The organism is Aeromonas sp. s7(2024), from assembly GCF_040907825.1.
Taxonomy (GTDB): Bacteria; Pseudomonadota; Gammaproteobacteria; order Enterobacterales; family Aeromonadaceae; genus Aeromonas; species Aeromonas veronii.
The window spans coordinates 286,068-311,738 of the sequence record NZ_JBFOCM010000041.1 but is presented as its reverse complement, the minus strand read 5'-3'; the positions used below and the strand labels follow the sequence as shown (position 1 = coordinate 311,738).

Annotated in this window: 24 protein-coding genes and 4 tRNA genes; 12 read left to right on the top strand and 16 right to left on the bottom strand. The window is 59.7% G+C overall.

What is annotated here, in order from left to right:
- Positions 1-5: 5 nt before the first annotated feature.
- From AB5Y73_RS21275 to lolB, 10 genes are all read right to left on the bottom strand, one after another.
- Positions 6-80 (bottom strand) — tRNA-Gln (locus AB5Y73_RS21275).
- Positions 81-126: 46 nt separating this feature from the next.
- Positions 127-201, bottom strand: a tRNA-Gln gene (locus AB5Y73_RS21270).
- 8 nt (positions 202-209) lie between these two features.
- Positions 210-286: transfer RNA gene (locus tag AB5Y73_RS21265), tRNA-Met, on the bottom strand.
- Between the two features lie 234 nt (positions 287-520).
- Positions 521-1,612 carry a redox-regulated ATPase YchF gene (ychF, locus tag AB5Y73_RS21260; protein ID WP_005353921.1) on the bottom strand — a complete coding sequence of 364 codons (1,092 nt, stop codon included), beginning with the start codon at positions 1,610-1,612 and terminating at the stop codon, positions 521-523.
- Positions 1,613-1,728: 116 nt separating this feature from the next.
- Positions 1,729-2,325: an aminoacyl-tRNA hydrolase gene (pth, locus tag AB5Y73_RS21255; protein ID WP_058059203.1), complete on the bottom strand. Its 597-nt coding sequence runs from the start codon at positions 2,323-2,325 to the stop codon at positions 1,729-1,731.
- 218 nt (positions 2,326-2,543) lie between these two features.
- The gene (locus AB5Y73_RS21250) at positions 2,544-4,532 is read right to left on the bottom strand and encodes a bifunctional UDP-sugar hydrolase/5'-nucleotidase (protein WP_107683613.1); all 1,989 of its coding nucleotides are present in this window, start codon (positions 4,530-4,532) and stop codon (positions 2,544-2,546) included.
- Between the two features lie 116 nt (positions 4,533-4,648).
- A complete protein-coding gene (locus AB5Y73_RS21245; protein WP_005343846.1) occupies positions 4,649-5,596 on the bottom strand; it encodes a ribose-phosphate pyrophosphokinase in 948 nt (315 codons plus the stop codon).
- A 195-nt stretch (positions 5,597-5,791) separates the two neighbouring features.
- Positions 5,792-5,866, bottom strand: a tRNA-Gln gene (locus AB5Y73_RS21240).
- A 1-nt stretch (position 5,867) separates the two neighbouring features.
- A complete protein-coding gene (gene ispE / locus AB5Y73_RS21235) occupies positions 5,868-6,716 on the bottom strand; it encodes a 4-(cytidine 5'-diphospho)-2-C-methyl-D-erythritol kinase (RefSeq protein ID WP_107683614.1) in 849 nt (282 codons plus the stop codon).
- Positions 6,716-7,294, bottom strand: coding sequence for a lipoprotein insertase outer membrane protein LolB (gene lolB, locus AB5Y73_RS21230; protein WP_107683615.1), 579 nt, complete (start codon positions 7,292-7,294; stop codon positions 6,716-6,718). The genes ispE and lolB overlap by 1 nt, the downstream gene beginning before the upstream one ends.
- Before the next feature lie 126 nt (positions 7,295-7,420).
- On the opposite strand from lolB, the gene hemA reads away from it, so the two are divergent.
- The 7 genes from hemA to AB5Y73_RS21195 all read left to right on the top strand — a co-directional run bounded on the left by hemA (position 7,421) and on the right by AB5Y73_RS21195 (position 14,520).
- A complete protein-coding gene (gene hemA, locus AB5Y73_RS21225) occupies positions 7,421-8,680 on the top strand; it encodes a glutamyl-tRNA reductase (protein WP_368148466.1) in 1,260 nt (419 codons plus the stop codon).
- A gap of 51 nt (positions 8,681-8,731) precedes the next feature.
- Positions 8,732-9,820, top strand: a complete 1,089-nt coding sequence (gene prfA / locus AB5Y73_RS21220) for a peptide chain release factor 1 (RefSeq protein WP_005353897.1) — start codon at positions 8,732-8,734, stop codon at positions 9,818-9,820.
- A 61-nt stretch (positions 9,821-9,881) separates the two neighbouring features.
- The gene (gene prmC, locus AB5Y73_RS21215; RefSeq protein WP_139428925.1) at positions 9,882-10,733 is read left to right on the top strand and encodes a peptide chain release factor N(5)-glutamine methyltransferase; all 852 of its coding nucleotides are present in this window, start codon (positions 9,882-9,884) and stop codon (positions 10,731-10,733) included.
- Positions 10,734-10,789: 56 nt separating this feature from the next.
- Positions 10,790-11,173 (top strand): SirB2 family protein, encoded by a 384-nt coding sequence (locus AB5Y73_RS21210; protein WP_005334939.1) that lies wholly within the window; start codon positions 10,790-10,792, stop codon positions 11,171-11,173.
- A gap of 12 nt (positions 11,174-11,185) precedes the next feature.
- Positions 11,186-11,986, top strand: a complete 801-nt coding sequence (locus AB5Y73_RS21205; RefSeq protein ID WP_005334938.1) for a SirB1 family protein — start codon at positions 11,186-11,188, stop codon at positions 11,984-11,986.
- A 97-nt stretch (positions 11,987-12,083) separates the two neighbouring features.
- On the top strand, positions 12,084-12,938 hold the full coding sequence (gene kdsA / locus AB5Y73_RS21200; RefSeq protein WP_005334937.1) for a 3-deoxy-8-phosphooctulonate synthase: 855 nt from the start codon (positions 12,084-12,086) through the stop codon (positions 12,936-12,938).
- A gap of 301 nt (positions 12,939-13,239) precedes the next feature.
- Complete coding sequence (locus AB5Y73_RS21195) at positions 13,240-14,520, top strand: dicarboxylate/amino acid:cation symporter (RefSeq protein WP_005353887.1); 1,281 nt, start codon at positions 13,240-13,242, stop codon at positions 14,518-14,520.
- Positions 14,521-14,637: 117 nt separating this feature from the next.
- Here AB5Y73_RS21195 and grcA read toward each other — a convergent pair whose 3' ends face one another.
- Positions 14,638-15,018 carry an autonomous glycyl radical cofactor GrcA gene (gene grcA / locus AB5Y73_RS21190; protein ID WP_005334936.1) on the bottom strand — a complete coding sequence of 127 codons (381 nt, stop codon included), beginning with the start codon at positions 15,016-15,018 and terminating at the stop codon, positions 14,638-14,640.
- Between the two features lie 368 nt (positions 15,019-15,386).
- Between grcA and AB5Y73_RS21185 the strand changes: the two genes are divergently transcribed.
- The 3 genes from AB5Y73_RS21185 to AB5Y73_RS21175 all read left to right on the top strand — a co-directional run bounded on the left by AB5Y73_RS21185 (position 15,387) and on the right by AB5Y73_RS21175 (position 17,496).
- Positions 15,387-16,127 carry an ABC transporter substrate-binding protein gene (locus tag AB5Y73_RS21185; RefSeq protein WP_107683617.1) on the top strand — a complete coding sequence of 247 codons (741 nt, stop codon included), beginning with the start codon at positions 15,387-15,389 and terminating at the stop codon, positions 16,125-16,127.
- Positions 16,128-16,196: 69 nt separating this feature from the next.
- Positions 16,197-16,874: a uracil-DNA glycosylase gene (gene ung, locus AB5Y73_RS21180; protein WP_005353881.1), complete on the top strand. Its 678-nt coding sequence runs from the start codon at positions 16,197-16,199 to the stop codon at positions 16,872-16,874.
- Between the two features lie 70 nt (positions 16,875-16,944).
- A complete protein-coding gene (locus AB5Y73_RS21175) occupies positions 16,945-17,496 on the top strand; it encodes a hemerythrin domain-containing protein (RefSeq protein WP_005353878.1) in 552 nt (183 codons plus the stop codon).
- Positions 17,497-17,662: 166 nt separating this feature from the next.
- On the opposite strand, the gene AB5Y73_RS21170 is transcribed toward AB5Y73_RS21175, so the two are convergent.
- The 3 genes from AB5Y73_RS21170 to AB5Y73_RS21160 all read right to left on the bottom strand — a co-directional run bounded on the left by AB5Y73_RS21170 (position 17,663) and on the right by AB5Y73_RS21160 (position 20,465).
- Complete coding sequence (locus AB5Y73_RS21170; protein WP_107683618.1) at positions 17,663-18,463, bottom strand: AraC family transcriptional regulator; 801 nt, start codon at positions 18,461-18,463, stop codon at positions 17,663-17,665.
- Between the two features lie 11 nt (positions 18,464-18,474).
- On the bottom strand, positions 18,475-19,011 hold the full coding sequence (locus AB5Y73_RS21165; RefSeq protein ID WP_107683619.1) for a YbhB/YbcL family Raf kinase inhibitor-like protein: 537 nt from the start codon (positions 19,009-19,011) through the stop codon (positions 18,475-18,477).
- Between the two features lie 197 nt (positions 19,012-19,208).
- Positions 19,209-20,465 carry an adenylosuccinate synthetase gene (locus AB5Y73_RS21160; RefSeq protein ID WP_107683620.1) on the bottom strand — a complete coding sequence of 419 codons (1,257 nt, stop codon included), beginning with the start codon at positions 20,463-20,465 and terminating at the stop codon, positions 19,209-19,211.
- A 170-nt stretch (positions 20,466-20,635) separates the two neighbouring features.
- Between AB5Y73_RS21160 and AB5Y73_RS21155 the strand changes: the two genes are divergently transcribed.
- Entirely contained in the window at positions 20,636-21,550 is a 915-nt protein-coding gene (locus tag AB5Y73_RS21155) for a LysR family transcriptional regulator (protein WP_042658174.1), read from the top strand.
- A 124-nt stretch (positions 21,551-21,674) separates the two neighbouring features.
- Here AB5Y73_RS21155 and AB5Y73_RS21150 read toward each other — a convergent pair whose 3' ends face one another.
- Positions 21,675-23,084, bottom strand: coding sequence for a TAXI family TRAP transporter solute-binding subunit (locus AB5Y73_RS21150; protein WP_107683621.1), 1,410 nt, complete (start codon positions 23,082-23,084; stop codon positions 21,675-21,677).
- 81 nt (positions 23,085-23,165) lie between these two features.
- The gene (locus tag AB5Y73_RS21145; protein WP_181497121.1) at positions 23,166-24,311 is read right to left on the bottom strand and encodes a MalY/PatB family protein; all 1,146 of its coding nucleotides are present in this window, start codon (positions 24,309-24,311) and stop codon (positions 23,166-23,168) included.
- Between the two features lie 182 nt (positions 24,312-24,493).
- Here AB5Y73_RS21145 and AB5Y73_RS21140 point away from each other — a divergent pair, with 182 nt between their 5' ends.
- On the top strand, positions 24,494-25,666 hold the full coding sequence (locus AB5Y73_RS21140; RefSeq protein ID WP_181497122.1) for an MFS transporter: 1,173 nt from the start codon (positions 24,494-24,496) through the stop codon (positions 25,664-25,666).
- Positions 25,667-25,671 lie beyond the last annotated feature (5 nt).

Sequence of the window (25,671 nt, the reverse complement as noted above, 5' to 3'; positions counted from 1 at the left end):
AAAAATGGCTGGGGTACTAGGATTCGAACCTAGGGATGGCGAGATCAAAACCCGCTGCCTTACCGCTTGGCGATACCCCAACAGCGCTCCTCAACAGTCATGAGACTGGCAAAGAACTTTTAAAAATGGCTGGGGTACTAGGATTCGAACCTAGGGATGGCGAGATCAAAACCCGCTGCCTTACCGCTTGGCGATACCCCAACTAGAGATGGTGGCTATGACGGGATTCGAACCTGTGACCCCCGCATTATGAGTGCGATGCTCTAACCAACTGAGCTACATAGCCAACCTTGCTTCCGGTGAGTCGTTACCTCGTCACCGTGCGGGCCGAATTATGCGTATCTGGCTCTGGGGCGTCAACCCTTTTTTTGCCAGAAAAACGCAATTTGAGTGCGTTTGACCAGTTATTAGTCTCTGTTGCGCAAAAGCCCAACAATCTGCTTTTTTTTACGACATTGCCATCATTGCCTCGGCAATGACAGATAAAAAACAGGCCAGCAAATGCTGGCCTGTCATGGGATTAGACGTTGAACAGGAAATTCATGATATCGCCATCTTTGACGATGTAATCTTTCCCTTCAGCGCGCATCTTGCCCGCTTCCTTGGCGCCTTGCTCACCCTTGTAGTTGATAAAGTCTTCAAAGGCGATGGTTTGGGCGCGAATAAAGCCTTTTTCAAAGTCAGTGTGGATCTTGCCTGCCGCTTGCGGGGCAGTGGCACCGACCGGAATAGTCCAGGCGCGTACCTCTTTCACACCAGCGGTGAAGTAGGTCTGCAGGTTGAGCAGCTGGTAGCCGGAGCGGATAACGCGGTTCAGGCCCGGTTCTTCGATGCCAAGGTCAGCCATGAACTCGGCGCGATCTTCGTCGTCCAGTTCGGCAATGTCGGCTTCGATGGCGCAGCAGACCACGACTACGACCGCGTTCTCGGCGGCAGCGATTTCACGCACCTTGTCCAGATAGGGGTTGTTCTCGAAGCCATCTTCCGCCACGTTGGCGATATACATGGTGGGTTTCAGGGTCAGGAAGTTGAGGTGGCTGACAGCGGCCAGCTCTTCCTTGTCCAGCTTCATGCCGCGGATCATCTGGCCGTTTTCCAGCGCGACCTTGATCTTCTCAAGCACTTCCACTTCCAGCTTGGCATCCTTGTCGCCGCCTTTGGCGCGCTTGGACTGACGGTGAATGGCGCGCTCGCAGGCGTCCAGATCCGACAGGGCCAGCTCGGTGTTGATCACTTCGATATCGTCAGCGGGAGAGACCTTGCCGGCAACGTGAATGATGTTTTCGTCGTCGAAGCAGCGCACAACGTGGCCGATCGCTTCGGTTTCACGGATGTTGGCCAGGAACTGGTTACCCAGACCTTCACCCTTGGAGGCACCGGCAACCAGACCGGCGATGTCGACGAATTCCATGGTGGTCGGCACAACGCGCTGCGGATTGATGATGGCAGCCAGCTGATCGAGGCGGGGATCCGGCATCGGCACCACACCTGTGTTCGGCTCGATGGTGCAGAACGGGAAGTTGGCGGCTTCGATACCGGCCTTGGTCAGCGCGTTGAACAGGGTGGATTTGCCTACATTGGGCAGGCCCACGATACCGCATTTAAAACCCATGGATTGTTACCTTACTTGATGGATGCTGTTGGGGGTCGCCCGCAGGCGGCCCATGTCATGCTTGTTCTGGTCGTTGCTCATGTACCGGCACAATGCCCGTACAGGGTCAAACCGACCTAACCCTTTTCAGCCTTGAAGCTGTGCAAGCGATTCATGGCCTTGGTCATATCTTGTTTGAACAGGATGTCGGTGGCGCGCAGAGACTCGTCCAGCGCGGCGTCGATCAGGTTCTGTTCACTGCTGGGGGCCTTGGTCAGGACGAAGCCAGCCACCTGCTCTTTGCTGCCGGGATGGCCGATCCCGAGACGCAGCCGGAAGAAGTTATTGTTGTTGCCCATCTTGGCGATGATGTCCTTGAGGCCGTTATGGCCACCGTGACCACCACCCTGCTTGAACTTGGCGATGCCAGGCGGCAGATCCAGTTCGTCATGGGCCACCAGAATCGCTTCCGGCTCAATCTGATAAAAACGCGCCAGTGCGGCCACCGCCTTGCCAGAGAGGTTCATATAGGTGTTCGGGATGAGCAGCCGCACATCCTGCCCCTCGACCAGGATGCGGGCAGTATGGCCGAAGAACTTGGGTTCTTCACGCAGGCTGACATTGTGCCAGCGGGCCAGTTGCTCCACATACCAGGCGCCCGCGTTGTGGCGGGTCTTGGCATATTCCGGGCCGGGGTTGCCCAGTCCGACGATCAGTTTGATTTCGCTTGTCACGCTTGATGTCTTCACTCGCAGCTGCCGTGGGCACACTACCCAGGGCAATAGGACGCAATATTCTAGCCGCCGAGTGGCGATCACTCAACCAATGCGCATGTTATGGCGGGATTTGCAGCATTATTGCGGCCAATGGGTGGCTAACGGTGGGCAAACGGGCCTCTTGCAAGAGGCCCGTTTCAGCTTGCCGATGGATTGTGCCCGGTTGACTACCGTCGTTATTTGGCACGCAGCAGGGTGACGGTCTCTTCATCCAGTGCGGTCAGGGTGGGACGGGCATCGCGCACATACTCCACGAAAGACGCTGCATCGGTGCCGCAATCCACGCCGCTGGCTTTGCAATCGAGGGGCTGGCCCGGGGCATAGACGGCGCTCAGCAGCTCGCCGTTTTGTGCCACCTTCAGCACCGGGAAGGCGGTCAGCTTGCCATTGACGCTGGCGATATCGACCCGCTCGCTCTGGTGGCGCTGGGCATTGGCCAGTGCCTGCCAGCCATCGTTGCCGTTGGCGCTGTAGGCGTTCATCACCACCCGATAGCGCTGGCTATCCACCAGATCCTGCCACTCGCCGCTTGCGGTCTTGCGCTGCAATTGGGTCAGGGTGCCCGCTTTGCCTGCGTCGGTCTCCTGGAAGGTGTAACGCAGGTGGCCGCCATAGGGGAACTTGCCGGCATGGGCGCTGGCGGGCAGGGTGGCGGTGATGGTCTCGGTCAAGAGGGCACGCACCTCGGCGCCAGTCAGGGTTAGCACCGCGAGCTGGTTCTTGAACGGCAGCAGGGTGAGGGCACTATCCCCCTCGCGCCATTCGCCAGCGGGCAGGTCGGCGCGCACGCCCCCCACCGCTACCAGTGCGAAGTCGACCGGCCCGCCGGTCAGGGCTTGCACTGCTGGGGTATTGGCCCAGTAGAACTCCCCTTCGGCAACCAGCGGCGCGACATCTGAGCCGTGGCTGTCGCTGCCGTTGTCGCCGGGGCGACGGGCATTTTGCAACTGCTTGGGAATAGTGCCGATCACCGGGCCGTAGGCTTTCTCCAGCGCCGGTTTGTAGTGGCTGTCGATGATGCCGCGCAGGCGCGGATCTTCATCCACGGTCACCAAATTGGGCTGGTTGTCGACAAACTGGCTCGCCTCTTTGCTGCGGGCGTCGTCGAGCGCTTGCTTGCGCGCCGCATCGGCGAAGAAGTCGCGGCTGGCCAGCAGGCTGTTGTGGCCCTGGCAGTCGGTCACCTGACCCTGGCTGTCAAAGGTCACCTGTGCCAGACCGATGGCCTGGGCGTAGGACCCCGCTTGCACCACGCAGGTCTTGCCGATGCCATCCGGATTGGTCACCAGCTTGGCGTAATCGCCGGTGTTGCCCCAGCCGATATTGCGAAAATCGCCGAGCAAGCTGTGGGAGTGGCCGCCGACGATGGCATCGAGGCCATTTACCTTGGCGGCCAGCGCCAGATCCCGCTCGTTACCGATGTGGGTGAGTGCCACGATTTGATGGATCCCCTTGGCTTGCAGCATGTCGACCGTAGCCTGAGCCGAGGCGACCTCCTTGCCAAAGCGCAGCTTGCCGACGTTGGGGGCTATGTTGCCCATGTCTTCCAGCACCAGACCGATGACGGCGACCAGCTGTTTGCCTTGTGGCAGGTTGTCGAGATCGGTGACCGGGCTCTTCTGGTTGCCGTCAAAGGCGTAGACCACGAAGGGCTTGAGGTTGTCAGCCTTGCTGAGGGCCGGATCGGCCTTGGTGTCGAGGTTGGCGGCCAGCACCGGGAAGTTGACCCCCTCGATGAAGCGGGCCAGCTTCTGGTTGTCGAGATCGAACTCGTGGTTGCCCAGCGCCATGGCATCGAGGCCGAACTGGCTCAACAACTCGGCGTTGGCCATCCCCTCGTTGAGCTTGAAGTAGCCACTGCCCTGCCAGGCATCGCCGCCGTGCAGCAGCAGCAAGGGTTGGTTCTTGGCCAGCGCATCGGCCTGATAGGCTTTCGCCATGGTCAGCAGGCGCGGGTAACCGCCAAAGCGGGTATAGAGGGTGTCCGTCTCCCCCTGCTGGGCAAAGATCTGCCCTTTGATCTCGGCATTGACCGGATCAAACTGGGAGTGGGTATCGTTCATGTGAGCCAGGGTCAGCACGAAGGGCGGGTTCTCTTTGACGGGCTGACAGGCGAACAGGGCGGAGGTGAGGGTCGCGAGCAGGAGGGGACGCAAGCAATTCATGGGTAAATCCTTAAGCCTGCCGGGGGCAGGGTCGTACCAGATAGCAGAAAGTTGGAAAGAGAAGGTCCAGAAAGACGAAAACCGCCTGATGGCGGTTTTCGTTATTGCTGAATCTATCAATGCTCAAACATGGCAGAGATGGACTCTTCGTTGCTGATGCGACGAATGGCTTCGGCCAGTACAGTTGACAGAGTCAGCTGCTTGACCTTGCCGACCGCTTTCATCTCCGCAGTGAGCGGGATGGAGTCGGTGATGATCAGTTCATCGATCACGGAGTTCTTGATGTTCTCGACGGCGGAACCGGAGAAGACCGGGTGGGTAGCGTAGGCGAATACACGCTTGGCACCGCGCTCTTTCAGGGCCTCTGCGGCTTTGCACAGGGTGCCGCCGGTGTCGATCATGTCATCAACGATGATGCAGTCGCGGCCGGCAACGTCACCAATCAGGTGCATGACCTGGGAGACGTTCGGGCGGGGACGGCGCTTGTCGATGATGGCGATGTCGGTGTCATCCAGCAGCTTGGCGATGGCGCGGGCACGCACGACGCCACCGATGTCCGGGGAGACGACGACAGGAGACTCGAGATTCTTGGACTTCATGTCTTCCAGCAGCACCGGGCTACCGAACACGTTGTCTACCGGAACGTCGAAGAAACCTTGAATTTGCTCGGCATGCAGGTCAACGGTCAGCACGCGATCCACACCGACGCTGGAGAGGAAGTCAGCGACAACCTTGGCGGTGATGGGTACACGGGCGGAGCGGACGCGGCGGTCCTGACGGGCATAACCAAAGTAGGGGATAACGGCAGTGATACGGCCAGCTGAAGCACGACGCAGAGCATCCACCATGACGATCAATTCCATCAAATTGTCGTTGGTCGGGGCACAGGTGGATTGAATGATGAAGATATCGCCACCACGTACATTCTCATTGATCTGTACGCTGATCTCGCCGTCGCTAAAGCGACCTACGGCAGCATTGCCGAGTTTGATAAACAGGCGATCTGCGATCTTCTGGGCTAGTTCCGGCGTTGCGTTACCAGCAAACAGCTTCATGTCAGGCACGGTTTGAAACCTCGGGGTTGCATCCAGTATGTGGGGGAGTCTGAAATCAGACCCTATCGTTTTGGGGCAAACGATTTATCAAGATAACGTACAAGGTGTCTGCTGCCCAATGAATGTGATGATACCGGTAACCCGAATCCGTGGCCGAGTGCAAAACCGGCCACGTTAATCATCATCAATACCGTTCGGTAAAATTGGCTGGGGTACTAGGATTCGAACCTAGGAATGGCGAGATCAAAACCCGCTGCCTTACCGCTTGGCGATACCCCAATCATTTGAACTGTTGCAATGTGGAGAAGAGAGGTGATATGTTCTCGCCCTTGGCGACAAACCCATCAAGTCCCTTCGGCACGCAGGCCAACACTTCCCGAGCAGTCACTTCGTCTTCAAATTGAGCAAAGACGCAGGCTCCTGTGCCCGTCATTCTTGACGGCGCGTATTCTAGCAACCAGCCGAGCGCATTGGCAACCTCGGGGTGGCGCTTTTTCACCAGTGATTCGCAATCGTTTTTCCACTCGCCTTCCAGCAGGTTGTCCAGCGCCATTTTCGGCGTGGCTCTCGGCAGGTCCGGATCCTGGAATACGGCCGCGGTCGCCACATGGCAATTGGGCTTGAGTACCAGATACCAGGCATCGGGCAGTTCGACCGGTTGCAGCCGCTCGCCCACCCCTTCGGCAAAGGCCGCCTTGCCACGGACAAACACCGGCACATCGGCCCCCAACTGGACGCCAAGCGCTGCCAGTTCATCTTCACTCAAACCCGCTTGCCAGAGGTGGTTAAGCGCTACCAGCGTGGTCGCAGCATCGGACGAACCGCCGCCAATACCGCCCCCCATGGGCAGCACTTTTTCCAGTCGGATATGGGCACCTTGCGGGCTCGGCAGGGTTGCTTGCAGCAGGCGCGCCGCCCGGATAATCAGATTCTGCTCATCCGGTACCCCGGGAATGGCCGGGCTCAGGGTGAGTGTGTCGTTATTCGGTATCACCTCGAACTCGAGCCAGTCGCTGTGGTTGAGGAAGATAAACAGGGTCTGCAGCTCGTGATAGCCATCGGGACGACGGCCATTGACGTGTAGAAACAGGTTGAGTTTGGCCGGTGCCGGCCAGCGTGTGGAAGCCATTAACGTGCAAGAGTCCATTGGTTGATCTGAAGCTTGAGGCGGCTGTTCTGGCCGGTCATGGTCAGCTGGTGCGGCAGGCGGTAGCCATCCTGATCCCGATAATCGCCATAGACGATCTGCCACTGGCCGTCACGCACGCTGGCCAGACTGCTGTCGGGGTTGAGTTCAAACTCCGCCTGACCCGGCAGCCCCTTGATCCACTCTGGCAATCCCGCAACCGGAATATTCCAGCCGGTCAGTTGATAGATGAGCGCTTCGGCATTCTGGCTCTGGTGGCGATTGCCGTCGCTGTCGAGCAGGGTGATCTCCCCCTTGCTACGGGAGAGCTCCAGAATGCTGGTGCCAATCAGGCTGGTGAGGTTTAGGCGATAATCCTCCCCATCCTGCTGCCAGTTGAGGCGGGCGCTGCCCTTTTGTTGGGGGGTGATGATGGCCATCTTGCCGGATAGCTGCCAGTGGGTCAGCTGCTCGAGGCGGGTCCGCTCCTGGTTCCAGTTCACCTGGTCACGCTGGGGCTGGGTGGTGGCACAACCGGCCAGCAACAGCAGGCAGGTGAGGGTAAAAATACGTAGCAGCAAGAGACGGCTCCAGAGAGAGGAATTTGCCACAGTATACGGGGCGGCCGTATTGCTTTTAAAGACTTACCCTTTCTCGTACAATTGGCAGCCTTTGCACCCAGCGTATGAAATGATCGTCGCCCACTCATGAGTTTGCTTGCCCTCGGAATCAACCACAACACCGCCAGTGTCGCCTTGCGGGAACGGGTCGCCTTTGGCCCGGACTGCATCGATCGCGCCTTGCGTGAGCTGGTGAGCCAACCCGGTGTCAGCGAGGCGGTGATCGTCTCCACCTGCAACCGGACCGAACTCTATTGCAATCTGGAGGAGGAGCGGCAGGAGCAAGTGCTGCGCTGGCTGCAGCAGTTCCACGGGCTGGACGCTGCCGAACTGGTCACTGCCATCTATCAGCATCACGATGAAGAGGCGGTGCGCCACTTGATGCGGGTGGCGTGCGGGCTCGACTCGCTGGTGTTGGGGGAGCCGCAGATCCTGGGGCAGATCAAGCAATCCTATGCCCACGCCCAGCAGGCGGAGTCGGTGAAGGGGGCGCTGGAGCGGCTGTTCCAGAAATCCTTCTCGGTGGCGAAAAGAGTGCGCACAGATACCGAGATTGGCACCAGTGCCGTGTCGGTGGCGTTTGCCGCCGTCAGCTTGGGTCGGCGGATCTTCTCCGATCTCTCCCAGACCAAGGTGCTGCTGGTCGGTGCTGGCGAAACCATTGAACTGGTGGCCCGTCATCTGCGCGAGCAGAACGTCACCAAGATGATGGTGGCCAACCGCACCCTGCAGCGCGCCCAGACCCTTGCGGCCGAATTCGGCGCCCAGGTGATGACGCTCGAAGAGATCCCCGACTATCTGCACGAGGCGGATATTGTCATCAGCTCGACCGCCAGCCCCCTGCCCATCATCGGCAAGGGGATGGTGGAGCGCGCGCTGAAGGCCCGCCGCTTCAAACCCATGTTTCTGGTGGATATTGCCGTGCCGCGCGACATCGAAGCCGAAGTCGATGAGCTCTCCGATGCCTATCTCTACACGGTGGATGATTTGCAGGGGATCATTGAGCAGAACCTCGAAACCCGTAAACGGGCTGCCGCGCAGGCGGAAGTGATCGTGCAGGAAGAGCGTGACGAGTTCATGGGCTGGTATCGCGGCCAGAGCTCGGTCGACCTCATTCGCGATTATCGCCATCAGTCCCAGCAAGTGGCTGATGAAGAGTTGCAACGGGCCCTGCTGGCATTGGCGCAGGGCGAGAGTGCCGAACAGGCGCTCAAGGCGATGGCCCATCGCCTCACTAACAAGTTGATCCACGCGCCGACCCAGGCGTTGCGCCAGGCTGCCTCCCAGGGGGATCAGAGCGAGCTCTCCCGCTTGCGGCAGGCGCTGGGGTTGTCACAAGAGCCATAATTTTCGGGCAACCTGCCGGTTGTCCCGTCCTCCATTGAGAATGCAAGAGTTATGAATCCGTCACTGATCAGAAAGCTGGAAGGCCTCATCGAGCGCCACGAAGAAGTACAGGCCATGCTCGGCGAGCCGGATGTGGTCTCGGATCAGGATCGCTACCGCGCCCTGACCCGCGAATATGCCCAGCTGGAAGATATCGTTCACGCCTTCCAGCGTTACCGTCAGGCGCAGGATGATCTTGAGACCACCCAGATGATGCTGGAGGAGGATGATGCCGACCTGCGCGAGATGGCGCAGGAGGAGCTGCCGCTGGCCAAGGCCAATCTGGAGGCGCTGGAGCAGGAGCTGCAACTGATGTTGCTGCCCAAGGATCCCAAGGATGACAACAACTGCTATCTGGAGATCCGCGCCGGTGCCGGTGGCGACGAAGCGGCCATCTTTGCCGGTGACCTGTTCCGCATGTATTCACGGTTTGCCGAGCGTCAGGGCTGGCGCGTCTCCATCGTCAGCTGCAACGATGGTGAATACGGTGGCTACAAGGAGGTGATCGCCAAGATCGACGGCGAGCGCGTCTATGGCCGCCTCAAGTTTGAATCCGGTGGTCACCGGGTACAACGGGTGCCGGAGACCGAATCTCAGGGCCGCGTGCACACCTCCGCCTGTACCGTCGCCGTGCTGCCGGAAGTGCCGGAAGCCGAGCAGATCGAGATCAACCCTTCCGATCTGAAGATCGACACCTTCCGCGCCTCCGGTGCCGGTGGTCAGCACGTCAACAAGACCGACTCGGCCATCCGCATCACCCACCTGCCGACCGGTCTGGTGGTGGAGTGTCAGGACGAGCGCTCCCAGCACAAGAACCGCGCCAAGGCGATGTCGGTGCTCTCCGCCCGCCTGCAAGCGGCCGAGGATGAGCGCCACCGCGCCGCCGAGCAGAGCACCCGCCGCAATCTGGTGGGCTCCGGTGATCGCTCCGAGCGCATTCGTACCTACAACTACCCGCAGGGCCGCCTCTCCGAGCACCGCATCAACCTGACCCTCTATCGCCTCTCCGAAATTTTGGAAGGGGATCTGGATTGCGTCATCACCCCGCTGGTGCAGGAGTATCAGGCCGATCAGCTCGCCTCGCTGGCCGAGAACAACTGATGCAAATGGTGATCCGGCAAGCTCGCATTAAGTGTTCTGCCCATAAGGTGGAGTGGCACTGATGCAGATCCAGCAGGCCCGCGCCCATATCATGAATGTGTTGGCTGAGGGGGAGTCCCCCCGCGCCGATGCCGATGTACTGCTCTGTCATCTGCTCGGGTGTCGTCGCAGCTATCTGATGACCTGGCCCGAGCGTGAGCTGGATGCCGCCCAGCAGGCCACCCTGCAGACGTGGCTGGCTCGTCGTCTCAACGGCGAACCCATCGCCCATCTCGTTGGCGAGCGGGAGTTCTGGTCGCTGCCGCTGAAAGTGAGCCCGGCGACCCTGATCCCGCGCCCCGATACCGAGGTGCTGGTCGAGCAGGCGCTGACCAGAATCCCGCAGGGGCCGTGCGCCGTGCTGGATCTCGGCACCGGCACCGGCGCCATCGCGCTGGCGCTCAAGTCCGAGCGGCCCGAGCTCGATGTGTGGGCGGTGGATCGGATGGCCGATGCCGCGGCGCTGGCTCGCGAGAACAGCGCCGCGCTGGGATTGCCCATCGAGGTGCGCGACGGCAGCTGGTTCGAGCCCCTTGGCGAGCCGGATTGCGACCAAACACCACGATTTGCGGTGATTGTCTCCAATCCCCCCTATATTGATGGCGCCGATCCTCATCTCGAGCAGGGTGACGTGCGCTTTGAACCCCGCTCGGCGCTGGTTGCCGATGACGCCGGGCTGGCCGATATCCGCCACATCGTGGACCATGCCCCCGCTTATCTGTTGCCTGACGGCTGGTTGCTGCTGGAGCATGGCTGGGATCAGGGGGAGGCGGTGCGTCAGTTGCTGCGTGATGGCGGCTACCGCGAGGTAGCCACGGTGCGCGATTACGGGGATAACGACAGGGTGACGCTGGGCCTCTGCCCGCTGCGCTGACAGCCCCTTACTGTTACACGGCGGGTTGCCTGTGCGCCCCCATGCAAGGATTGAATATGGTTTTTGTGCTCAAACACCTGCACCTCACCCTGATTGCCGGGGCCGTGCTGATGTTTATGCTCCGCTTCTACTGGGTACAGACCGCCACTGGCCGTGCCTACAGCGCGCCGGTGATGAAGGTCAGCGGCTGGCTCAACGGTCTGGTGGTGCTCTCCGGCGTATTGCTCTGCATGGTGCTGGATCTCAACCCGCTCAATAACGGAACGCCCTGGCTCAGCGAGAAGCTGATGGCCATTCTGGTGCTGGTATTTCTGGCGGCGATGGCGCTGCGGTTGGCCAAAAGCAATCTGGTGCGCTGGTGCTCCTTTCTGGGGGCGCTCGGCTGGATCTACTTTATTGCCAAGTTGGCAGTGCTCAAACAGACGAGTGTGTTCGGCTAAGGCATGAAGAGAATGTTACACATAGACGAATGGACCGATTTCGAAGCCCACGATATCACCGAGCTGGCGTTGTCAGTCAGCGACGAAATTTATGGCTCGGTCGAGGAGGGGATGCGCGAGTTGAACCTACTGGACGAGTGGCTGGATGAGCAGATCGAAGAGGGCACCTGCGACGAGGTGCGCCAGCAGTTGCTGCAAGGCTTCTACCACAGCCTCGGTTTTCATGGCGACTGGCAGGACTATTTCTCGGCCAACAACTGCGATCTCAATCAGGTGCTGGTTCAGCGCAAAGGGATCCCGGTCAGCCTCGGCATTCTCATCATCCAGCTGGGGCGCAAGCTCGGGCTCGATGTAGAGGGGATCTGCTTCCCCGGCCACTTCCTGGTGAGCTTTGCCGGTGGCGAGGGGGAGGTCTATGTCGACCCCTTTACCGGCGACGAGCTGAGTCTGGCCCGCATCGAGCTGCTGCTGCGCGGTGCGTTGGGGGACTTGGCGACCCTGACCCCCGACTACCTGCAGCCCTCCGGCCAGTGGGAGATCATCGAACGGCTGCTCAACGTCAGCAAGGGTGCCCTGCTGCGGGAAGATCGCATGCCCGAGGCGCTGCGTTGCAGCGAGCTGTTGTTGCGGATGAAGCCCGGCGATCCGCTGGAGACGCGGGATCGCGGCTTTATCTACGAGCAGCTCGATTGCCCGCGCCAGGCCGCCGACGATTTTGAATATTTTATTGAACAATGCCCGGACGATCCGGTGGCTGATGTGTTGAAAGTGCAGCTGGCCGCGCTGGATCTGAGCCCCAAGCCCCTCCATTAAGGGGTGCTTGAAACTGAAACAGAAGAATATCAAGGCCGCTGCGTCCGGTCGCAACGGATTAACTAGGCTTCAGGCCCTTTTATTAAGGATGTCTTAGATGGAACAGAAGAATATCAAGATCAACCAGATCGACGTTGCCAACGACAAACCGTTCGTGCTGTTTGGCGGCATGAACGTGCTGGAATCCCGCGACATGGCGATGGCGGTGTGCGAGAAGTACGTGGAAGTGACCAGCAAGCTGGGCATCCCGTTTGTCTTCAAGGCGAGCTGGGACAAGGCCAACCGCTCCTCCATCCACTCCTACCGCGGTCCGGGTCTGGAAGAGGGGATGAAGATTTTCCAGGAGCTGAAAGCGACCTTCGGCATGCCGGTTATCTCCGATCTGCACGAACCCCATCAGGCCAAGCCGGTCGCCGAGGTGGTTGACGTTATCCAGCTGCCCGCTTTCCTGGCACGCCAGACCGATCTGGTGGAAGCCATGGCCCGCACCGGCAACGTCATCAACATCAAGAAGCCGCAGTTCCTGAGCCCAAGCCAGATGAAGAACATCACCGACAAGTTTGAGGAGTGCGGCAACGATCAGCTGATCCTCTGCGAGCGCGGTGCCAACTTCGGTTACGACAACCTGGTAGTGGACATGCTGGGTCTGGGCGTCATGAAAAAGAGCACTGGTGGCTATCCGGTGATCTTTGACGTGACCCACTCCCTGCAGTGCCGTGATCCGCTGGGTGCCGCCTCCGGTGGTCGTCGCGAACAGGTGACCGAGCTGGCACGTGCCGGCATGGCGGTCGGTCTGGCCGGTCTCTTTATCGAATCCCACCCGGATCCGAAAATTGCCCGCTGCGATGGCCCGAGCGCTCTGCCGCTGGAGAAGCTGGAAGGCTTCCTCAAACAGATGAAGGCCATCGATGACCTGATCAAGGGCTTCGAACCCCTCGATACTTCGGCCTGATCCCGACGCTGTCATGCCTGATGAAAATGCCCCGCAATGCGGGGTATTTTTATATCTGCCATATTTAGTTGAAGACTCAAATTAATCTGCGAGCAAACAATTGTCGGTTGCTGTGGTGTTAATAGTGTTAATTTTGTTGTGTGATTAATATCTCTTAATTGTTTTTTATTACATGTAAAGTGGTCCCCGTAGTAATGCAGAAACAGCATGGATCGGGTGAGGTACGCAGATATCTCGTCCGGCTATCTGCATGTTTATTGCTGCCATAACAATGTGCAATTAAATTAACAGGACGTTAATAATGCGAAAGAAACTATTTAGCAGCCTCTATTTTCAGGTATTGCTCGCGATTACCCTCGGGGTATTTCTGGGGCATGTCTATCCGGAACTGGGCGCCGATATGAAGCCCCTCGGTGATGGCTTCGTCAAATTGATCAAGATGATCATCGCCCCCGTTATTTTCTGTACCGTGGTTACCGGCATTGCCGGGATGGAGAGTATGAAGGCGGTCGGCAAGACCGGCGCCATTGCTCTGCTCTACTTCGAGGTGGTCAGCACTATCGCCTTGATCATCGGGCTGTGTGTGGTCAACCTGCTGCAACCGGGTGCCGGTATGAACGTCGATCCGGCTGCGCTGGATGCCAGCGCCATCTCCGCCTATGCGGAGCAGGCCAAATCCCAGGGCATTATCGCCTTTTTATTGGATATTATTCCGGGCAGTGTGATCGGTGCCTTTGCCAGCGGTAATATCTTGCAGGTGTTACTGTTTGCGGTACTGTTCGGCTTCTCCCTGCATCATATCGGTGAAAAGGGACAGGTTATTTTCGGCGTCATCGACAGTTTCTCCAAAGTCATATTTGGCATTATCAATATGATAATGAGACTGGCGCCGGTCGGTGCATTCGGGGCAATGGCATTTACCATCGGCAAATATGGAGTAGGTTCACTGGTACAGCTGGGCCAGCTTATTGCCTGCTTCTATCTCACCTGCCTCTTCTTTATCTTCATTGTGCTGGGCAGCATCGCTAAAGCCTCAGGTTTTAGCATCCTGCGTTTCATCTCCTACATTCGTGAGGAGTTGCTGATCGTGCTGGGGACCTCCTCTTCCGAGTCGGTACTGCCGCGGATGCTGGACAAGATGGAGAAGCTGGGTTGCCAGAAATCGGTGGTGGGGCTGGTCATTCCGACCGGGTACTCCTTTAACCTGGATGGCACCTCCATCTATCTGACCATGGCGGCGATTTTTATCGCCCAGGCTACCAATACGCCGCTGGATCTGTTCCAACAGATCACCCTGCTGGTGGTACTGCTGATCTCCTCGAAAGGGGCGGCGGGGGTGACTGGTAGTGGCTTTATCGTGCTGGCAGCGACCATTTCGGCGGTGGGCCATCTGCCACTGGCTGGTTTGGCGCTGATCCTGGGGATCGACCGCTTTATGTCCGAAGCGCGGGCGTTGACCAACCTGATCGGTAACGGGGTTGCCACCGTGGTGGTCGCCAAATACTGCAAGCAGCTGGACGAGAAGAAAATGGATGCAGTGCTCGGCGGCAAGGTCGGGCAACTGGAAGCGGACAGGGCGTAAGCGCTGTTTCCCCCGCACGACCGCGTTGGCTGGTGCGGGTGCAATAAAAAAACGGCCGATTGGCCGTTTTTTTTGTGCTGATACCGCAAGTATCAGCTATTCACTGCAGGGCGCTGATTACAGGCTCTGGGTGAAAGTACGGGTAACCACGTCACGCTGCTGTTCCGGGGTCAGGGCGTTGAAACGCACTGCGTAGCCAGATACACGGATGGTCAGCTGCGGGTACTTCTCCGGGTTTTCGATAGCATCTTCCAGAGTTTCGCGACGCAGCACGTTGACGTTCAGGTGCTGGCCACCTTCAACAGCAGGCTCAGCCTGAACCGGCAGTTCGCGGTATTCGAACTGACCCAGGTCAGCCAGTTGCACTTCTTGATCAGCAGCGAAAGCATCGCCTTTGACGCAGATGCAGCGAGCTTGTTGCTTCTCTTCGTCCAGCAGCCAGAAAGAGTTCAGCAGAGCGGTGTTGGCGGCCTGGGTGATTTGAATGCCTTTGATCATGGTATGACTCCTCAATGGGAACGCGAATCCAACTGTAAGGAAATTACCCTGATGTATTTAAGCTACCGTCGATGGCGATGACTTAAAGGGCCCTTGCCTTACACCTTTTCTTTGATGGGGTCATATATACCACGGTGGTAATATTACCAAAATTGATCTAGATCAAGAAAATCCAACAAAGCGCCATTTCAATGGGATTAAATTCTTGAGTTGAATCAAAAATAGGTCATTTTTCTGATTTTGTAAGATATCCAAATTATGCATCTTTTATCTCGTTAATCTAGTAATTTGACTACATCTTTTATGCTTTTTCTGAGGTTAATTGAGGGGTTGGCTACACTCAGCAAAAAAAGCGAGGAGAGTGCCGGGTGAATAATGGGTGGCGAAAGTGGGTATGGCTGGCCCTGTTCTGTTGCTGGGCAAGCAGTGTTGCGGTACGGGCCGAGACGGTGCGTATTGCTGTGGGCGAGTGGCCACCTTATATCAGTGAGGCGCTGCCCAATCAGGGTTTTCTCTGTGAGGTGGTGCGCCAGGCCTTTGCCGAAGAGGGGCTCGATGTCAGCTTTCACTTCTATTCCTGGGCCGAGGCTTACCGACTGACTCTGGAGGGACGCTATGTGGTCACCATGCCCTGGTTTCGCTCCCGCGAGCGGGAGCAGCTTTTCTATCTCTCCGCCTCGCTCGGCCATTTCACCACTCGCCTGATGACGCTGACCGGTACGCCCGCGGTCAATCTGGGTGAGCTGAAACACGAGCCAGTCGGGGTGACCCGTGGCTATTTCTATGGCGATGGTTTTGCCGCTCGCCAAGCCGGGCTCACCCTCGAGTGGTCAGATTCCGATGAGGAGAGCATGGGCAAGCTGCTTGACGGGCGGATCCACTATCTGGTGATGGATGAGCAGGTGGCACAGACTCTGTTCCAGCAGGCGCTCGTTCGTCATCCCCAATCGCTGTCACTGACCGGTGCCGCCGACCCCATCTGGTCGCAACCGGGATACCTGCTGATGCGCAAGGCCGATCCAGAGGCGCGCCGTCTGATGCTGCTGTTCAATACCGGCCTGCGCAAGCTGGAGCGCTCGGGGCGCCTAGCCAGGCTCTGGAAAGCGTGAGCCACGGTTGCGTCTTGCGGGCTGGCCCCCTATCCTGAGCCCTTCGCCGTATCAAGTGAGGAGGCCGGGGTGCTGACCTGGAGTGATGTGATTGGCTCTGAGAAAGAGCAGGACTATTTCAAGAGTACGCTGGCAACCGTCAGAGCCGAGCGGGAAGCGGGCAAGGTGATCTACCCGCCAGCCACCGATGTGTTCAATGCCTTCAAGCTGACCGAGCTGGATCAGGTCAAGGTGGTGATCCTGGGACAGGATCCCTACCACGGCCCCAATCAGGCGCACGGTCTCTGCTTCTCCGTTCTGCCCGGCGTGCGTACGCCCCCCTCACTGGTCAACATCTATAAAGAGATGCAGCGTGACCTGCCAGGTTTCGTCACACCCAATCACGGCTTTCTCGAATCCTGGGCCAAACAAGGTGTCTTGCTGCTCAACACTGTGCTGACGGTGCAGGCCGGTCAGGCCCATTCCCACGCCCATCTGGGATGGGAGACCTTTACCGATCGGGTCATCGAGCAGATCAATGCCAGTTGTCAGGGTGTGGTGTTCCTGCTGTGGGGTGCCCACGCCCAGAAGAAGGGACGTTTCATCGACCGCCAGCGCCACTATGTGCTGACCGCGCCGCACCCGAGCCCCCTCTCTGCCCACCGCGGTTTCATCGGTTGCGGTCACTTTAGCGAGACCAATCGCTTGCTGGAACAACAGGGCAAGAGTCCGATAGAGTGGAAATCTGTCTGCATCCCACTTGATTGAGTGCAAAGTTCGGGCGACAAATGACCGTATACTCAGGGACATAAGATTAATTCAGAGCCAAGGAGTGCCCATGTTATCCAGTCTGCACAAGGATCATCTCAACATCGCCCGACTTTTGGAGCTGCTCAAGCACAAGCTGGCAGCCATCCGTGCCGAAGAGCCCATCAGCTATTTTCTGGTGCGCGATGTCATCGACTACCTGCGGGAGGTCTCTGACAAGTACCACCATCCCAAGGAAGACCTCATCTATGACTACTACCTGAAATATCGGGTGGTGGAGGGGGAGGTTGCCAACCGCCTGCAGGAGGAGCACGTCAAGCTGCTGGAGGCCGGGGCCGATCTCAAGGAGATGGTGGAGATGATCCTGATGGATGCGGTGATCCCCCTCGATCAGTTCACCACCAAGCTGGAGCGCTTCGTGGAACTGCAAGAGGCACACATGAACTATGAAGAGGGGGTGATCTTCCCCCATCTGCGTGACTCCCTGACCGAGGATGACTGGCGTCATCTGGAGCAAAACTGGCAAAATCGCGCTATTGGCGACCCCCTGTTCGGGGCCGAGGTGAGCCAGCACTTTCAGGCACTGGCCAAACGCCTCTCTTTGCCGCTCACGACCGGCTAAGACGAGCCCGTACCCGCAGCGTGGCAGGTATTGTGTGAGTGCAACTTGAGTGAAAACAGAAAGGCCTCCATCGGAGGCCTTTTGCGTTATGGATGTTGCCATCCATTGCGCAGCCCAAGGATATACAACTGCTGGCAGCAACTCTCTCGGAAAAGTTACATATCGACTATCTGGCGTGACTGAGCAGGGGGGATGGGCAGGTGTGCAGGTATTGGTGGGGCGTCAGGCCGAACTCCTGTTTGAAGCGGGCGGCAAAGCGGCTTGGGGAGTCATAACCGCAGGCGAGGGCGACCTCCAGCGGGGTCAGGCCCTGTTGCAACAGGTTGAGGGCGTGGCTCATGCGCACCTGAGCCAGCAACTGGCGAAAGCTGCGACCTTCGGCGGCCAGCTTGCGCACCATGGAGGCGCGGCTCATGGAGAAGTGGGGGGCCACCGCCTCCAGGGTGTGGTCGATGCCGGGTTCCACCGCCAGGTAGCGTGCCAGCCGCTCTGCGAGGGTCATGGTGCTGGCGGGAAAGAGTAACCCGAGGGCGTTGGCGGCCCGCAGCTCGGCATAGAAGCCGCGCAGCAGTTCGGCCTGGGTCGCCTCGCTCAGTCCCCGTTCGGCCATGGTGCTGATGAGTTCAAAGCAGAAGGCGAGCCCGGGGGTGACCTTGACGGCGGGCTCCTCCAGATCGGCGTGGGAAGAGGCTGACTCGGCCAGCCATTCTGGCGGCGGCGGGGTGAGCAGCGTGATGGCGTGGGAGCGAAACTTGCCCTGCTCCGGCTGATTGACGAAGGTGAGCTGGTGGCCTGCCGGGATCAGCAGCCACCGCTCCCTGTCAAACGACAGACGTCGCTCGCGCCACCACAGTTGCTTGCTCCCCTGGGTGACCCAGATAAGGGTCGGGGCATAGATGAGCACCCGATGCAGGGGCTGCTGGCGGATCCCGAGATAGTGGCTCTGTTGCAGCAGGGGAGTGCTCATCCGGTTGGCTCCTAGGGGGTGACGAAGGTGGCGGTCAGGGTGGCTTTGCCGAGCGCCATGCTGTTGAGCATGTAGCCTATCATAGCGGGCGGGGTATCAGCCTTCACCTCGAGGTCATGGGGCAGGGCCCAGGCGGTGAACTGATAGCGGTGCATGCCGTGGCCAGCGGGCGGGCAGGGGCCGCCGTAACCCTGGCTGCCAAAGTCGGTGCGGATCTCCAATCCCTGCTTGAGCTTGCCGGAGGCATTGCTGGCCAGTTCGCTCTGGGTGGCAGGCAGGTTAACCACCAGCCAGTGCCACCAACCGCTGCCGGTAGGGGCATCGGGGTCATAGGCGGTGATGGCAACACTCTTGGTGCCTGCCGGCAGATCCTGCCAGCTAAGTTGGGGCGAGTGGTTGTCGCCGCTGCAGCCAAAGCCGTTGAAGCTGAACTGTTTGTCCATCAACTGGCCTTCGTGAATGTCCATGCTCTTCAGGGTCATAGCAAAGGCTGGCATGGCCGTCAGGCAGAGCAGTGGCAACAGGGCACTCTGTTTGAGCAATTTCATCGGGTGACTCCTCGTGTGGTAACGGGTTCACTTTAGCGAGAGCAGGGCAGAATAATATTGCAGAACGGCTCAATGTGAGGTCGATTGTTGAGTTAATTGAGCCTTTGGGTGGTTTTTATGGCGATAAGGTAAATAGCAGCCATAAAAAAACCGGCATCAGGGATGCCGGTTTTTTGTTTGACGATAAGAGGTGCGGCTTAGCGCAGGATCATCTCGTCACGGCCCGGGCCGACGGAAACCATCGGAACCGGTACGCCGAGCAGCTCTTCGATACGCAGCACGTACTGCTGGGCCGCTTGGGGCAGCTCTTCGAAGGTGCGGCAGCCGGTGATGTCTTCGCTCCAGCTTTCCATCTGCTCGTAAACCGGCTTCAGGGCAGCGGTTTGCGGCCAAATCGGGTTCTCGGTGTGGGCACCTTCGTAAGCCACGCAGATCTTCAGATCCGGCAGACCGGTCAGGCAGTCCAGCTTGGTCAGGGCCACTTCGGTGGCGGCTTGCAGCTCGACACCGTTCTTGGTGGCGACGGCATCGAAGTAGCCGACATCACGGGGACGGCCGGTGGTGGCGCCGAACTCATTGGTGATCTTGCGGAACTCGTCCTGGTTCTCCATGGCGGTCAGCAGGGTGCCGGTACCGACAGAGGAGCTGAATGCCTTGGCCACAGCGATGACGCGCTCCGGGCGCAGACCCGGCAGACCGCCACCGATACCGGCGTAGGCGCCAGATACGTGGGAGGAGGTCACCCAAGGGTATTCGCCGTAGATCAGGTCACGGCCAGCGCCCAGCTGCGCTTCGAACAGCAGGGTCTTGCCTTCGGCCTGCAGTGCTTTGAGCGGCATGCTGACGTTGCAGACGGCGTCGATCCAGGGTGCAGAGACTTCCAGCAGCCAGTCAGCCATCTCCTGGGCAGTCTGGGTGAATTCGAAGGAGGGGTAGATAGCCTTCATCTGTGGCAGTTTCCAGTCCAGCATGAACTGGATGCGCTCGACCAGTACGTCCGGCTGTTTCAGCCAGCCAACCAGGATCGCTTTCTTCATGACGCGATCGCCGTAGGCAGGGGCGATGCCCTGACGGGTGGAGCCATAGGCGCCGTCACCCAGACGTTGCTCTTCAAGGGTATCTTCCAGTGCGTGCAGCGGCAGGCACAGGGTTGCGCGGTCAGAGATGGCCAGCTTCGGAGTCACGCCGGAGGCTTTGACTTCCTCGAGCTCGACGGTCAGTTTCTCGGGGCTGATCACCATGCCCGGGCCGAGGACAACCAGGCAATCCGGGTTGAATACGCCACTCGGAACCTGGTGCAGCTTGAAGGTGCCAAGGTCGTTGACCACGGTGTGGCCAGCGTTGTTGCCGCCCTGGAAGCGAATGCTGGCGCCAGCTTGACCTGCCAGATAATCCACGATGCGGCCTTTGCCTTCATCACCCCAGTTAGCACCTACGACTACGATAGACGACATGACTCTTTCTCCTAAGACGTTAGGCGTCCATCCTAGGAGCCTGATGCGGATTAGAAAAATTAATTATCTTTATAATTCCGATAAGAGAACCATATAATTATGGCCAATTAAGCGGCAAACCGTTCGATTTTGCCTGGCAAGCCCCGCACATCGCGGGTTGAGGGACTCTTATGCTGGATATTCACTGGTTGCAAACCTTTGTCACCCTGGCCCGATTGCAACATTTTGGCCAGACCGCCACCGAACTGCACATGACCCAACCCAATGTCAGCCTGCATATCAAGCGGCTGGAGCAGGCGACCCGGGTGCGGCTGATCGAGCGCAGTCCGTTTCGCCTGACGCAGGCGGGGGAGCGGCTACTGCAAAGCGCCGAGCGCACCATCGCCGAGTTGCAGCTCTGCCAGTCCGATCTCAATGCCCTCAACCAGCTGAGTCAGGGGACGCTGGCCATCGCCGCCAGCGACATCATCTCCCGCCTGCTGCTGATCCAGCCGTTCCAGCGCTTCAAGCGGGAGTTTCCCGGCATCGACCTCACTCTGTTCAACACCACTTCGGATCAGGCCGCCGAGCTGGTCAAGGCGGGCAAGGCGGATCTGGGTTTTGTCATGGCGCAAAAGCGCAGCGAGCCGCTCTTCTATACCGAGCTGCAACAGGTAACTTGGTGCGCGCTGGGCCACGGCCTTGCCCGCTGGCAGGCGCGGGCGGTGGCGGGGGAGAGCGACCCCCTCGACGAGCCGACCCTGATCCTGCTCGGTCACGACACCCGCACCCGGGCGCTGATCGACCCGTCCCTGCCGCTACTGGCCTTGCCCCCCTGCCGCATCATGGAGGTGGGCAGCGTGGACGCCCAGCTCGATTGGGCCGAGGCGGGCTTTGGTGTCGCCATCGTGCCGGACTTTTCCCTGCATCCGCGCCTCAACCTCACCGCGCCGGTCACCAGCCTCGGCGACTTTCCCGGGACTAGTCTGGGTTATGTGGTGCGTCAGAATCAGGTGTTGTCGCGGGCCATCAAGCAGTTGCTGCACTGGGTGGAGGAGGAGATCCAGAAGCCCAACCCCTATCTGACCCGGGTGATAGAGCCATAGCAGTACGGCAAGGTGAGCAGGCCTATCGGGGTGACTGTGCCGCCATCAATTGCGTCACTATCGAACGCGCGTAAACAATCAGGGCAGCCGAGGCTGCCCTGATGCGTTTGTGGGCGCTGACCACTCAGGGTTGCAGCGGTGTGGCTGCGCTGGTGGCAGGGGCGGGAGGGGTGTCGGTTTTATCCTGCGGTGGGGTTTCGTCAGCAACCGCACTGCTGGCAGGCTGGGTTGCCTGCTCTTGCGACGCAGTGGCTGCAGAGGAGCCTTGTGGCAACTGAGTCGACACGGCAGCCGATGGTGCTGGCGCCGTTGACGCTGCGGCCGAAGGGGACACGCTCTCATCATCGGTGGTCGGCGTGGCAGTGAGCTCGGGGGTGATCTCGAGCGCCTCTTCGGGCAAGGGATTAACCTCTGTGGCTTCTATTGCCACTGCAGCACTGCTGGTGGCGGTCGCGTCAGAGGGCGCTTCAAGGGGAGCAGTCGTCCCGTCGGCGGCACTCACCGGCTCTGTCGTGGGCACCGCTTCCGAGGTCGATGGTGCTGGTGTCAGCTGTTCCGCTGTTAACTGCTCGGGAGTCAGTGACAAGGGAGCTGGCGGTTGATCCGACATCCCCGCATGGAGGGGCAGCTCGGTTTGCGCCTGCAACTGCTCGGGGGTCACCTTGCTCAGGGCAGGATGCAGCCGACTGAACTGTTTGACCCGGGCCAGCAGGGTATCGCGCACGGTTCGGACGATGGGGTCCGGCAGGCTGGCCAGCGCCACCAGTTCGGCACTCATCCCGATGTTGTTGATGGCGGTGGTCTGCCCCGGATAGAGGTTGGCGGCGATGCGGCTGTGCTGGTAGTAGGGGTGTTGCTTGAGCAGCGTGTCGATCTGCTCCCCTTCGATGGGGATGAGGCGCACCTTGCAGCGGCTGATCAGATCGCCGACCGCCAGACTGGGGTGACCGGCAACCACAAACGCGGCATCCAGCGAGCCATCGCACAGCCCTTCCAGCGGTTCGCTGTCCGACTTGAGTTGATAGGCAGCAAACTGCCCGGGTTGCCATCCCATGGCCGCCATCAGGGCCTGGCTGGTGATCTGCTCACCGGCGCCGTTGTTGCCCGGATAAACCCGCTTCCCTTCGATATCTGCCAGGGTGGTGATGCCGCTATTGGGGGCAGCCAGCAGGGTCAGCGACTCCTGATAGAGGCGAAACAGGCTGCGCAGCTCATTGTTGGCCCCCTGCCCGCTGAAGGGGCCGGTGCCGTGCAGTGCGTGGTGCAACACATCGGACTGCACCAGCGCCAGCTGTACGTCCCCCTTGTCGAGTGCCTTGAGGTTGGCCATCGAGCCACGGGTGCTCTGCACGGTGCAGCTGTCCCCATGCAGGGCATGGCCGGCATTGAGCACCCGGCAGATGGCGCCACCGGTCGGGTAGTAGACCCCATTGAGCGGGCCCGTTCCGATAGTCAGCGCCTGGCTGCCAAAGGGGAGCAGCGCAGAGAGTGCACAGAGGAGAAGCAGAAGGTGATGCAAGATCCGTAGAGACATAATTGACCGTTGACTGAGTTGACCGCTGGCTGATGACACAGGGAAAAAGGGATGGGGCTTGCCCATCCCGTTGCTGGCTGATCAGGGCTTGCCGTGGTTGAGGATTGCCTGCTCCATCCGCGCCAGCGCGTCGGTCAGCCGTGCCCTGGTGCAGCCGAAGTTGAGCCGCACGAACTGACCGTCGCCAAACTGGGCGCCGGGGGAGAGGCCAACGCCGGCCTGCTCGAAGAAGGCGATGGGATCGGCAAGGCCAAGGGCGCTCACATCGATCCAGGCCAGATACGTCGCCTGATGACTGGCCAGCTTGACGCCGGGCCAGCGGGCAACCGCCTGCTGGATCAGGGCCAGATTGGCCGCCAGATAGTCGAGCTGCTCGGTCAGCCACTGTTCGCCACCCTCATAGGCCGCTTCGGCGGCGACAAAGCCCAGCAGGTTGACGTCGGCGCTGATGCCGCGCATCGCCTGCTGCAGCCTGAAGCGCAGACGGGCGTTGGGGATAATGGCGAAGGAGCAGCAGAGACCGGCGATATTGAAAGTCTTGCTCGGGGCCATCATCACCGCGCAGCGCTCGGCCGCTTGTGCACTGATGGCGCCGTAGGGAATGTGGCGGGCGTTTTTATCCAGCAGCAGATCGCAGTGGATTTCATCGGAGCAGATCACCAGATTGTGGCGCGCAGCGATGGCATCGATGGCCAGCAGCTCGTCACGGGTGAAGATGGTGCCGCCCGGGTTGTGGGGGTTGCAGAGCAGCAGCAGATCTGCGGCGGGAGCCTGACGCTCCAGCTCTTCAAGATCCAGCACCCAGCGACCGGCCTCTTCAATCATCGGCACTGTGAGCAGGGGACGATCATTGAAGCCCGGTGCCTGCAGGAAGGGGTAGTAGACCGGCTTGGGAGTGATGATACCGCGGCCATGCTGGCTCCACGCCTTGCAGGCGAGGTTGAGCCCTGGCACCACGCCGGGCAGGAATACCAGCCATTCGGGCTCGATTGCCCAGCCATAGCGGGTCGCCATCCGTTCGATAATGAGTTCGATCAGGCGCGGCGAGGGGCGTGAATAGCCGAAAATGCCGTGGGCGACCCGTTTGGTCAACGCCTCAATCACGGACGGGGGGGAGACAAAGTCGGTATCGGCAACCCACATGGGCAGCACATCCTGACCCTTGTACTTGTCCCATTTCAGGCTCATGGTGCCACTGCGGTCTACTTCCTGATCAAAATCAAACATGCGAACTCCTTGTGCTGGCAGGATGGGCTTTCACTCTACGGGGTCGCGGCCTCCCTCGCAAGGCGCACACCCGCTTATGCCATCCTTGAGCCCGCTCTTGATAGTGACATAAGATAGGCGCCGAATTTTCATACGGCTGCCGCCCGTTAGCCCGTATCGTCCCTCCAATCAGTGGTAACCCTATGAGCTTGTCGATAGCTGCGGTCAAACGCCCTGACCCCGTCTCTCTTTCATTTCTTGCCGTGACCTTTATGACCGGCGTCGCGGTGGCACTGCAGGTGCCTACCTTAAGTCTGTTTCTGGCCGAAGAGGTGCAGGTGCGCCCCTTTCTGGTCGGGCTCTTCTATACCATCAATGCTGTGGTGGGCATTCTGGTCAGCCAGTGGCTGGGCCATCGCTCCGACAACAAGGGGGATCGCAAGCGACTGATCCTGCGCTGCTGCTTTGCCGGGGTGGCGCTCTCCTTGCTGTTTGCCTGGAACCGCAACTACTGGCTGTTGGCGAGTCTGGGGGTGATGCTGGCGGCGCTGGCGGCCACTGCCAGTCCCCAGCTGTTTGCGCTGGCGCGGGAGTATTCTGACAGCCGCAACCGGCGGGCGGACATGTTCAGCTCGGTGATGCGGGCCCAGTTTTCGCTGGCCTGGGTCATAGGCCCACCCATCGCCTTCGCGCTGGCCATCGGCTACGGTTTCGAGCTGATGTACTTGGCCTCGGCACTGGCCTATTTGCTCTGTGCCCTGGTGGTGTGGCGCTGGCTCCCCTCTCTGCCTTTGCCCAAGATGGCTGAAGAGACAGAGCGGGTCAGCAGCTGGCGGGATCCGGCGGTGCGGGCGCTCTTTATCGCCTCCACCCTGATGTGGACCTGCAACAGCATGTATCTCATCAATATGCCGCTCTACATCACCCGGGAGCTCGGGATGGATGAGAATCTTGCCGGTATCCTGATGGGCACGGCGGCGGCGCTGGAGATCCCCTTCATGCTGCTGGCGGGTTATTACACTGCCCGTTTTGGCAAGCGCCCCATGATGCTGCTGGCGGTGCTGGCTGGCGCTGCTTTTTACACCGGTCTGGTGACCCTCACCGACCAATACGCCCTGATCGCCTTGCAGCTGTTCAACGCCATCTTCATCGGTATTGTGGCGGGGATCGGCATGTCTTATTTTCAGGATCTGATGCCGGGGCGGGCCGGGGTAGCGACCACCCTGTTTGCCAACAGCATCCGCACCGGCTCCATCATGGCGGGGGCAATCGCCGGTGTGGTGGCGGAGGTATGGAGTTTCCACGGGGTCTTTATGGTGGCGCTGGGATTGGCGCTGGTGGCACTGGCCGCCAGCTGGCGGGTGCCCAACGTCTGACGGGG

Bases quoted from the DNA above. Each gene is read 5' to 3' on its own strand.
- prfA (WP_005353897.1), top strand. From the start codon at position 8,732: ATGAATCCGTCACTGATCAGAAAGCTGGAAGGCCTCATCGAGCGCCAC.
- AB5Y73_RS21170 (WP_107683618.1), bottom strand. From the start codon at position 18,463: ATGAGCACTCCCCTGCTGCAACAGAGCCACTATCTCGGGATCCGCCAG.
- AB5Y73_RS21205 (WP_005334938.1), top strand. From the start codon at position 11,186: ATGTTACACATAGACGAATGGACCGATTTCGAAGCCCACGATATCACC.
- AB5Y73_RS21150 (WP_107683621.1), bottom strand. From the start codon at position 23,084: ATGTCTCTACGGATCTTGCATCACCTTCTGCTTCTCCTCTGTGCACTC.
- AB5Y73_RS21155 (WP_042658174.1), top strand. From the start codon at position 20,636: ATGCTGGATATTCACTGGTTGCAAACCTTTGTCACCCTGGCCCGATTG.
- AB5Y73_RS21195 (WP_005353887.1), top strand. From the start codon at position 13,240: ATGCGAAAGAAACTATTTAGCAGCCTCTATTTTCAGGTATTGCTCGCG.
- grcA (WP_005334936.1), bottom strand. From the start codon at position 15,018: ATGATCAAAGGCATTCAAATCACCCAGGCCGCCAACACCGCTCTGCTG.
- AB5Y73_RS21210 (WP_005334939.1), top strand. From the start codon at position 10,790: ATGGTTTTTGTGCTCAAACACCTGCACCTCACCCTGATTGCCGGGGCC.
- hemA (WP_368148466.1), top strand. From the start codon at position 7,421: ATGAGTTTGCTTGCCCTCGGAATCAACCACAACACCGCCAGTGTCGCC.
- AB5Y73_RS21175 (WP_005353878.1), top strand. From the start codon at position 16,945: ATGTTATCCAGTCTGCACAAGGATCATCTCAACATCGCCCGACTTTTG.
- ychF (WP_005353921.1), bottom strand. From the start codon at position 1,612: ATGGGTTTTAAATGCGGTATCGTGGGCCTGCCCAATGTAGGCAAATCC.
- prmC (WP_139428925.1), top strand. From the start codon at position 9,882: ATGCAGATCCAGCAGGCCCGCGCCCATATCATGAATGTGTTGGCTGAG.
- AB5Y73_RS21165 (WP_107683619.1), bottom strand. From the start codon at position 19,011: ATGAAATTGCTCAAACAGAGTGCCCTGTTGCCACTGCTCTGCCTGACG.
- AB5Y73_RS21140 (WP_181497122.1), top strand. From the start codon at position 24,494: ATGAGCTTGTCGATAGCTGCGGTCAAACGCCCTGACCCCGTCTCTCTT.
- AB5Y73_RS21160 (WP_107683620.1), bottom strand. From the start codon at position 20,465: ATGTCGTCTATCGTAGTCGTAGGTGCTAACTGGGGTGATGAAGGCAAA.
- AB5Y73_RS21250 (WP_107683613.1), bottom strand. From the start codon at position 4,532: ATGAATTGCTTGCGTCCCCTCCTGCTCGCGACCCTCACCTCCGCCCTG.
- ispE (WP_107683614.1), bottom strand. From the start codon at position 6,716: ATGGCTTCCACACGCTGGCCGGCACCGGCCAAACTCAACCTGTTTCTA.
- AB5Y73_RS21145 (WP_181497121.1), bottom strand. From the start codon at position 24,311: ATGTTTGATTTTGATCAGGAAGTAGACCGCAGTGGCACCATGAGCCTG.
- kdsA (WP_005334937.1), top strand. From the start codon at position 12,084: ATGGAACAGAAGAATATCAAGATCAACCAGATCGACGTTGCCAACGAC.